The 6,721-nt window shown below is 64.5% G+C and carries 5 protein-coding genes; 3 read left to right on the forward strand and 2 right to left on the reverse strand.

Annotated elements, in window-relative coordinates; translation table 11 throughout:
* Positions 1-154: 154 nt before the first annotated feature.
* Entirely contained in the window at positions 155-1,336 is a 1,182-nt protein-coding gene (locus AKL29_RS17695; RefSeq protein WP_050385022.1) for a substrate-binding domain-containing protein, read from the reverse strand.
* 178 nt (positions 1,337-1,514) lie between these two features.
* On the opposite strand from AKL29_RS17695, the gene AKL29_RS17700 reads away from it, so the two are divergent.
* Both AKL29_RS17700 and AKL29_RS17705 read left to right on the forward strand, forming a co-directional pair.
* Positions 1,515-1,958 carry a MarR family winged helix-turn-helix transcriptional regulator gene (locus AKL29_RS17700; RefSeq protein WP_016847408.1) on the forward strand — a complete coding sequence of 148 codons (444 nt, stop codon included), beginning with the start codon at positions 1,515-1,517 and terminating at the stop codon, positions 1,956-1,958.
* Positions 1,959-2,122: 164 nt separating this feature from the next.
* The gene (locus tag AKL29_RS17705; RefSeq protein ID WP_050385023.1) at positions 2,123-2,557 is read left to right on the forward strand and encodes a VOC family protein; all 435 of its coding nucleotides are present in this window, start codon (positions 2,123-2,125) and stop codon (positions 2,555-2,557) included.
* Between the two features lie 57 nt (positions 2,558-2,614).
* Here AKL29_RS17705 and secA read toward each other — a convergent pair whose 3' ends face one another.
* Positions 2,615-5,479, reverse strand: a complete 2,865-nt coding sequence (secA, locus tag AKL29_RS17710; protein ID WP_050385024.1) for a preprotein translocase subunit SecA — start codon at positions 5,477-5,479, stop codon at positions 2,615-2,617.
* Between the two features lie 392 nt (positions 5,480-5,871).
* Here secA and AKL29_RS17715 point away from each other — a divergent pair.
* On the forward strand, positions 5,872-6,721 hold an 850-nt coding region (locus AKL29_RS17715), incomplete at its 3' end, for a peptidylprolyl isomerase (RefSeq protein WP_244482124.1).

Here is a 6,721-nt window from a genome sequence, read left to right on the forward strand (position 1 = left end):
CGACGTCAGGTTCCGGAACAGCAGGGATGGCGGGCATGGAAGGCCGCCATCCCTGTTGCTCGAGGTTCGGGCCATGACGTAGGGCGTCGAATGCACACCTGCTCCTGTCTGGCACCGGCAAGCCGCGCGGCGAGCGCGGCATCGCCCGGTCCATCTAGATCGTCCTGATCACATTGAAGTCGAGACCGTCGGCCTCGGCAAGATAGATCGGCATCTCGGCGCGGCCGTCGCGAATTGTGACGGTGCCGCGGGCGCCGCTGTAGACGAGGTTGTGCGCTGCGGCGGACAATGGTCCGATCGACAGCGAGCGCGCCTCGTTGGCCGCCGCCTCGAGAAAGCGCATCCCCTCATAATTGGACTGCCCGACCGAGCCGATCGGCGGCGCATGCGCCCCGAACATCGCGCGGTAGCTGGTCCGGAAGTCGTCATTGGCGCGCGAATCGATGCACCCGAAGTAGCCGGAGGCGCAGAACAGGTTTTGGGTCGAGTCCGGGCCGATGCCGAGCATCACGGTCTCGTCCATCGCGCCCGCATAGCGCAGCGTGGTCGCCGCAAGCCCGGCCTCGGCGAAGGCGCGGTTGAAGGTGATGCTGTCGGTGCCGATCAGGGTGATCAGCACGACATCGGGCCGTGCTGCGCGAATCCGCGCCAGATGCGGCTCGTGATTGTCCTCGCCGAGCGGGACGAATTCCTCGCCGACGACGTGGCCGCCGGCCTCCTTGATGTAGCGCTTCACCGCGCGATGCGACTGCCAGGGCCAGACATAATCGCTACCGATCAAATACCAGCGCTGCGCCTTCTTGACCTCGGCGAGCCAGTGGATCGCCGGCCGGCTTTCGGCGCGCGGCGTCTCGCCGATCGCCATCACGCCGGGCGTCCGCTCGCCGCCCTCATAGACCGGCGTGTAGACATAGGGGATGCGGCCGGCCGTGACCTTGCGCAGCGCGAGGCGCACCGCCGAGATATGCGAGCCCATGATCACGTCGATCTCGTCGAACGCGATCGCCCGCTCGGCGCGGCGCACCACCTCCTCGATCGGGCCGCCGGCGTCGTACATCGACAATTCGACCTCGCGGCCGCGGATGCCGCCGCGCCGGTTGATCTCGGCGACCGCGAGCATGACGCTGTTGGCGGAGATCGGCCCCCAGATCCCGGGCGCGCCGGAGAAGGTGATGAAATTGCCGATTCGAAGCTTGCTGTCGGTGCCGCCACGGCGCGACGAGCCGGGCTTGAGGGTCAAAGCAAGATCGGCCGCGCAGGACGACGGGTTTCGAAACAGCAGCGGCGGCGCGACGGGCATGCCGCCATACGCCTGGAAAGAGACCGTCGAGAGCACGCCAACTCCTGTCTGGGAAGCAGTACGCAACGCAGCCAGCGGGCGGTCGCGGCATCCGCCCCTTGGTTGGGGGAATATCCTAGGTGAAAATATTGAATATTCAACAATTGAAGTGCATATAGAAACGGCATGAGTTGCCGGACATTCATTCACCGGGTCAGGAACCAGGTCTCACGCCGTGGCTAAACCGCCGAAAGAAAATTCCCCGATCACCGAACATCTCGCCTACCTGCTGGCGCAAGCCAACCGGGAGATCAACCGGCAGTTGGAGACGCGGCTCGCCAAGGAAGGCGTGCCGGTCGAGCAGTGGCGCATCCTGAAAGTGCTGTCCGACGGCAACGGCCACTCGATGGGCGAGCTTGCGGATGCTGTGCTGCTCAACCATCCGACGCTGACCAAGATGATCGACCGCATGGTGTCGGATGCCCTGGTCTATCGCGTCCAGGATCCCAAGGATCGCCGCAAGGTGCTGATGTTCGTCTCCGACCGCGGCAAGGCGCTGTGCCGGCGGCTCAACTCGCTCGCGGTGAGCCAGGAGGAGCACATCGTCGAGAGCTATGGCGACAAGTCGACCACCGAGCTCAAGCGCCTGCTGGAAAGCCTGATCGGCAGCGCCAATTAAGGCCGCGCCGGCCCGGCGCGCTTCTAACGAAACCATCGAAAAAAGACCGGCAGGAAATGTCGGGATGCAGCGGTTTGGAGCGTCCTTGGGGCGCGCCCTGCGGCGCAGCCTTCGCGCTTGGCCGCGCTGGTCCACCCGATCACTCGCTAGTGAGGATTCCCGTCATGACTTCGATCACGCCGTTCCTCTGGCTCGACAACAACGTCCGCGACGCGGTCGCCTTCTACCAATCGGTGTTTCCGAACGCCAAGATCGAGACCGTCAGCGATTTCATGGCGAGCTTCGAACTCGAGGGGCAGCGGTTCCACGCGCTCAATGGCGGGCCGCAGCACAAGTTCAACGAGGCGGTGTCGTTCTTCCTGAGCGTCGAGACCCAGGAGCAGGTGGACTACTTCTGGGAGAAGCTCACCGACGGCGGCCAGGAATCGCGCTGCGGCTGGCTCAAGGACAAATTCGGCCTGTCCTGGCAGGTGATCCCGACCGCGCTCGGCCGTTATCTCAGCGCCCCCGACCGCAAGGCCGCCGACCGCGTCATGCAGGCCATGCTGAAGATGCAGAAGATCGTGATCGCCGATCTCGACAAGGCCTTCGCCGGCTGAGAGCGATGCGGCTCGACGGGCGGGCCAGTCGCCCGCCGCCTCAGCGCGTGCGACGGCTTACGCGTACCGGCCGTGGCAGTGCTTGTACTTCTTGCCTGACCCGCAGGGGCAGTCCTCGTTGCGGCCGACCTTGCCCCAGCTCGCCGGATCGTTCGGATCGCGGTCGGTGGCAATCATCCCAGGCGCCAGCGAGGCCTGGGCGTAGGTGGCCTCGGTCAGGCGCGCCTGCGCGAACTCGTCCTCGCCGGTGTTGGGGTCGAGCTTGTGCGCTTCCATCAGCGGCAGCGGCTGGGGCGGCTCCTCCGGCGGCACGATCTCGACCCGCATCAGCTGCGCGGTGACGGCCTCGCGCAGATGCGCGCTCATCTCCTGGAACAGGTTGAAGGCCTCGGTCTTGTACTCCTGCAACGGATCGCGCTGGCCATAGCCGCGCAGGCCGATCACCTGGCGCAGATGGTCGAGCATGATCAGGTGCTCGCGCCAGAGATGGTCGAGCGTCTGGAGAAGGATGGTCTTCTCGACGTAACGCATCACGTCGGGACCCCATTGCGCGACCTTCGCCGCCATGCGCTCATCGACATGGGTCTCGATGCGGGTCAGCAGCTCCTCGTCGGCGATGCCCTCTTCCTTGGCCCATTCGTCGACCGGCAGATCGACATCGAGCACGCGCTTCAGCTCGTCCTTGAGGCCGGCGGTGTCCCACTGCTCGGCATAGGCGTGCTCGGGAATGTATTTGGCGACCACGTCCTCGACGAAGGCATGGCGCATGTCGGTCACGGTCTCGACGACGCTGTCGTCCTTCATCAGGTCGACGCGCTGGTCGAAGATCACCTTGCGCTGGTCGTTCTGGACGTTGTCGAACTTCAAGAGGTTCTTGCGGATGTCGAAGTTGCGCGCCTCGACCTTCTGCTGCGCCTTCTCGAGCGCCTTGTTGATCCAGGGATGGATGATCGCCTCGCCTTCCTGCAGGCCGAGCCGCTGCAGCATGCTGTCGAGCCGGTCGGAGCCGAAGATGCGCATCAGATCGTCTTCCAGCGACAGGAAGAACTTCGAGCGGCCGGGGTCGCCCTGACGGCCGGAACGGCCGCGCAGCTGGTTGTCGATGCGGCGGGATTCGTGACGCTCGGAGCCGATGATGTAGAGGCCGCCCGGCTTCTTCACGGTCTTTGCGGGCTTGCTGCCCTTGGCCGGCTCGACCTCGAAATCCTCTTCTGCCTTCAGCACGATCTCGCGGAAGCGCTCGATGTCGGCCTTGATCTGCTCGATCTTCTTGGCCTTCTCGGCCTCATCGGTGATCCCGGCGGTCTCCTGCTGGATCCGCATCTCGAGCGAGCCGCCGAGCTTGATGTCGGTGCCGCGGCCGGCCATGTTGGTCGCGATCGTGATCGCGCCCGGCACGCCGGCTTCCGCGACGATATAGGCTTCCTGCTCGTGGAAGCGCGCGTTCAGCACCGCGAACAGCTTTGCCGGCTTGCCGGCGCGCGCCGCGGCATAGAGCTTCTCCATGCCGGATTCGGACGTGAAGTCGATCTGCTTGTAGCCGTGCTTCTTCAGGTACTCGGCCAGCACTTCCGACTTCTCGATCGAGGCCGTGCCGACCAGCACCGGCTGCAGCCGCTTGTTGGCGCGCTCGATCTCGGCAAGAATCGCGGCGTATTTCTCGTTCTGGGTGCGGTAGACCTCGTCGTCCTCGTCGAGGCGCGCCACCGGCAGGTTGGTCGGGATCTCCACGACCTCGAGCTTGTAGATGTCGAACAGTTCGTCGGCTTCGGTCAGCGCCGTGCCGGTCATGCCGGACAGCTTCTGGTACATCCGGAAATAGTTCTGGAAGGTGATCGAGGCCAGCGTCTGGTTCTCGGGCTGGACCGTGACGTGCTCCTTGGCTTCCAGCGCCTGGTGCAGGCCTTCCGAATAGCGGCGGCCCTGCATCATGCGGCCGGTGAACTCGTCGATGATGACGACCTCGTCGTCCCGGACGATGTAGTCCTTGTCACGCGTGAACAGCGTGTGCGCGCGCAGCGCCTGGTTGACGTGATGCACGACGGAGACGTTCTCGACGTCGTACAGCGAGTCGCCCTTGAGCTGGCCGGCGTCGCGCAGCAGGTTCTCCAGCTTCTCCATGCCGCCTTCGGTCAGCGTCACCGTGCGCTGCTTCTCGTCGACCTCGAAGTCGGCGACCTTGCTCAGCTGCGGCATGAAGGTGTCGATGGTGTTGTAGAAATCCGACCGGTCGTCGAGCGGGCCGGAGATGATCAGCGGCGTGCGCGCCTCGTCGATCAGGATCGAGTCCACTTCGTCGACGATCGCGTAGTAGTGCTCGCGCTGGACCATGTCCTCCAGGCGGTACTTCATGTTGTCGCGCAGATAGTCGAAGCCGTATTCGTTGTTGGTGCCGTAGGTGATGTCGCAGGCATAGGCGGCCTTGCGCTCGGCGTCGTCGAGGCCGTGTACGATCACGCCGGTGGTCAGCCCCAGGAAGGCATAGATCTGGCCCATCCAGCCGGAGTCGCGGCGGGCGAGGTAGTCGTTGACGGTGACGACGTGGACGCCCTTGCCGGCGAGCGCGTTGAGGTAGACCGCAAGCGTCGCGACCAGCGTCTTGCCTTCGCCGGTCTTCATCTCGGCGATGTCGCCCTCGTGCAGCACTATGCCGCCGATCAGCTGAACGTCGAAATGGCGCTGGCCGAGCGTCCGCTTGGCCGCCTCGCGCACGGTGGCGAAGGCCGGAACCAGGATGTCGTCCAGCGTCTTGCCGCCGGCGAGCTGCTGCTTGAATTCGGCGGTGCGGGCCTTGAGCTGATCGTCCGTCAGTTTGACGAGCTCGGGCTCCAGCGCGTTGATGGCATTGACGCGGGACTGATACCCCTTGACCCGACGGTCGTTGGCGGAGCCGAAAAACTTGCGGGCGAGCGCGCCGATCATGCGAAATTCCTGTTCTTCGGTCTCGAGTTCGGTCTTCGTTCAGTGTCGGAATTCAACTTGGAATTCAGTCTTGGATTACAGCCTGAGATGGTCCGCCGGATCGCCTATCAACTCACCGTGACGCGCTGCGGTTCGAGCCCCGGCCCGGGGGCTCCTCCGCCAATTGAGTGGGAAACAGGCCATCCTGGGTTCAACGGCGAAAAACGCAGCAAAATAAGCGCTCTCGCCGCTGACGCGGTTGGCCAGAGATATGGCCCGGTCGGGGGGTTGTCAACGCTGGCAAGATGTCAAGGAATTCATCATTTTGACAAGACTTTCGCGTTGCCAATGTAACACGATTGGGCGAGTGTCCGCCCCGCTCGAGCTTCCCCCCTTTGAGACAAGGATTTTGCATGACCACCTCGCCCCCGGAAACCAAAACCGGCCTGCGCCTCGGCCTCGCCACCCTGGCCGCGACGGGCTGTCTTGTCGCAGTGCTGGCTGCCGGCCTCCCGGTCCGGGCCGCGGAATCCGATCCGGTGCTGGCGAAGGTCAACGGTTCGGAGATCCACGCCAGCGACGTGGCGCTCGCCGAGGAGGAACTCGGCCCGAGCCTGCAGCAGATGGACCCCTCGACCCGCAAGGACAACGTGCTGTCGTTCCTGATCGACATGAAGATCGTGTCCAAGGCCGCCGAGGACAAGAAGATCGAGAACAATGACGACTTCAAGAAGCGGCTCGCCTTCACCCGCAACCGCCTGTTGATGGACAGCCTGCTTGCCAGCGAGGGCAAGGCCGCGACCACCGACGACGCCATGAAGAAGGTCTATGAGGAGGCCGCCAAGCAGATCACCGGCGAGCAGGAGGTGCGCGCCCGCCACATCCTGGTCGAGACCGAGGACGAGGCCAAGGCGATCAAGGCCGAGCTCGACAAGGGCGCCGACTTCGGCGAGCTCGCCAAGAAGAAGTCCAAGGACCCCGGCGCCTCCGACGGCGGCGACCTCGGCTTCTTCACCAAGGAGCAGATGGTGCCGGAATTCTCCGCGGTCGCCTTCTCGCTCGAGCCGGGCAAGATCTCCGATCCGGTCAAGTCGCAGTTCGGCTGGCACATCATCAAGGTCGAGGAAAAGCGCAACCGCAAGGCGCCCGACTTCGAGCAGGTGAAGGCCCAGATCGAGACCTATGTGACCCGCAAGGCGCAGGCCGACTATGTCGCCAAGCTGCGCGAGGCCGCCAAGGTCGAGCGCATGGACAAGCCGGCCG

Origin of the sequence: Bradyrhizobium pachyrhizi (assembly GCF_001189245.1) — a bacterium.
GTDB classification, from domain to species: Bacteria; Pseudomonadota; Alphaproteobacteria; order Rhizobiales; family Xanthobacteraceae; genus Bradyrhizobium; species Bradyrhizobium pachyrhizi.